Source organism: Mesorhizobium sp. M7A.F.Ca.CA.002.05.1.1 (genome assembly GCF_003998335.1).
Classification (GTDB): domain Bacteria; phylum Pseudomonadota; class Alphaproteobacteria; order Rhizobiales; family Rhizobiaceae; genus Mesorhizobium.
The window spans coordinates 1-2,361 of sequence record NZ_RZQI01000904.1 but is presented as its reverse complement, the minus strand read 5'-3'; the positions used below and the strand labels follow the sequence as shown (position 1 = coordinate 2,361).

The window sequence follows — 2,361 nt, the reverse complement described above, 5'->3', positions numbered from 1 at the left end:
GCCGAGAAGATTCTGCAAACCGAGCAGGTTCGCGGCGTCGGCAATCTTGGCATCGATCACTGCTGCGTCGGTGCCGCGCATTTTCAGCCCGAAAGCCATGTTCTGCCGCACCGACATATGCGGATAGAGCGCGTAGCTCTGGAAAACCACCGCGACGTTGCGGTCGCGCGGCGCGACATTGGCGACGCTCTTGCCGCCGATGCGAAGATCGCCGGAGGAGATACTCTCCAGGCCGGCAATCATCCGCAGCGTCGTCGACTTGCCGCATCCCGACGGGCCGAGAAAGATCACGAATTCACCATCGGGAATGGTGAGATCGACCTCATGCACCCCGTAATTGCCATTGCCGTAGAGCTTGGAAACGCGATCGAGCTCGATAGACGCCATAGACTTTCCTCATGAACCCGTCTGACCCGGCTGAACGCCGAAGGCCGAAGTCGAGCGAACGGTCATCTTAGAGAACAAAATGTAACATTGAAAGCCTGCCTTCTGATCATATGTGTTCACTTTTTTGGATGGCGCGTGCCAGCATCAGGATCCGGTTACAGCCGCCAAAAGCCGTCAGGTCATGTAGACGCCGCCGGTCACGTTGACGCCCTGGCCAGTCATGAAGCGGGCTTGATCCGAGCAGAGGAACACGACGACGTCGGCGACATCCTCCGGCAACTCGAGCCGGCCGAGCGGCGTCTGCGCGATATAGTCGGCGACCACCCGTTCGGGCGTGACCTGCCGCAGATGCGCCTCCCATTCGACTTCGCGCGATTGCATGCCGGTCTTGACGAACCCCGGGCAGACGGCATTGACGCGGATTCCCTTGGGCGCGAGCTCGCGGGCAAAGGCCTGCGTCCAGCCGAGCACGGCGAACTTGGATGCCGAATAATGCGCCAGGAGCGGCGCACCGACCTTCGCGGCAAGCGAGGCGGTGTTGACGATGCAGCCCGTGCCTTGCTTGACAAAATGCCGTCCAGCGATCTGATTTGCGAGGAATACCCCGCGCGCATTGACCGAGAAGTTGAAGTCCCACTCCTCGTCGGTCAGATCGAGCGCGTGCTGCATGGTGGACACGCCGGCATTGGCAATCAGGATATCGCAGCCGCCTAGCGCTTCCAGCACAGTGGCAAAGGCCGCCTCGACGGAATCGCGACGGCGAACATCGACCGTGACGGCGGCGGCACCGCCGCCAATCTCCTCGGCCGCCTTGCGCGCGGCGTCGGGATCCAGATCGCCGATCGCCACGGCGACACCCTGCCGCGTCAGGGCGGCCGCGATCGCGCGACCGATCCCCGCGCCGCCACCCGTCACAAAGGCACGCTTGCCCGCGAGTTCGGCAAGCACTGGAGGAATGACGGAGGCAGCCGGCATGGTCGTATTCTCTCTGCTTGGTGGCGGAACGCGTTCTGTTGATATCGAGATGCATACCAATAAATTCGAACACTGCAAACATATTTTTGTTTGAAAATGTTTGATCATGCGGTAGAGTCGAAGTTGCAGACCGCTTCGTCAGCGGCTTACCCACCGGATACATCGATGGCCGACGACACCGCCTCTCCCCTATCGTCCACGCATGGCGCACCGCGCGATGCCGATCGTCAGCGCCTTCTCGCGCACGATCGACAGGCACGCATCCTGGCTTTCCTGCGCCGCACGGGGTCGCTCACCGTCGCTGCGGCAGCGGCCGAACTCGCCGTTTCCGACATGACGATCCGCCGCGATCTGGTCGAATTGGAGCGCGAGGGCAGGCTTGTACGAATCCACGGAGGTGCGATCGAGGCGGACAACCCGCCGCTGGTCGCCATGGACAGTGAGGAGCCGAGTTTCGATTCGCGCTTGCGCCAGCGCCGTGACCCGAAGGCCGCGATTGCCGCCGCCGCGGCCGCCTTGGTTTCGGGATACCGCACGATCGCATTGGATGTCGGCACCACCACCTATCTGATGGCCGAGCACCTCAAGGACCTTCCGCACGCCAAGGTGTTCACCAACAGCCTCAGGATCGCGGCGGCGCTGAACGGCGGCGTGCCCGAAGTCTATGTTGCCGGCGGCCGTGTACGGGCCGACGAGATGTCGACCGGCGGGCCCGCGGCCATCGCCCAGTTCGAGGCGCTGTGGTTCGATGTCGCCGTGATCGGCGTCTCCGGCATCACGGCGGACGGCCTCTTCGACTATTCCTTCGATGATACCGATATGAAGCGCGCCTATCTGAGACGCTCAGGCACCAAGATCGTGCTCTGCGATTCCGCCAAATTCCTGCGCATGTCGCTGGTGCGGATAGCGCCACTGTCGGACATCGACATCCTCATCACCGATGCCGAGCCGCCGGCCAAGATCGCCGCGGCGCTCGCCGCGGCCAAGGTCGACCTGCGC

At 62.9% G+C, this 2,361-nt stretch carries 3 protein-coding genes; 1 reads left to right on the top strand and 2 read right to left on the bottom strand.

The features are described from left to right. Positions 1–387, bottom strand: a 387-nt coding sequence (locus EN939_RS30305; protein WP_164751356.1) for an ABC transporter ATP-binding protein, incomplete at its 3' end; no start/stop codon positions are given. A 174-nt stretch (positions 388–561) separates the two neighbouring features. Beyond that, the gene (locus EN939_RS30300) at positions 562–1,362 is read right to left on the bottom strand and encodes an SDR family NAD(P)-dependent oxidoreductase (RefSeq protein WP_127271331.1); all 801 of its coding nucleotides are present in this window, start codon (positions 1,360–1,362) and stop codon (positions 562–564) included. A 165-nt stretch (positions 1,363–1,527) separates the two neighbouring features. Between EN939_RS30300 and EN939_RS30295 the strand changes: the two genes are divergently transcribed. Continuing rightward, positions 1,528–2,361 (top strand): DeoR/GlpR family DNA-binding transcription regulator (locus EN939_RS30295; RefSeq protein ID WP_164751355.1); only part of this gene is annotated, 834 nt, incomplete at its 3' end.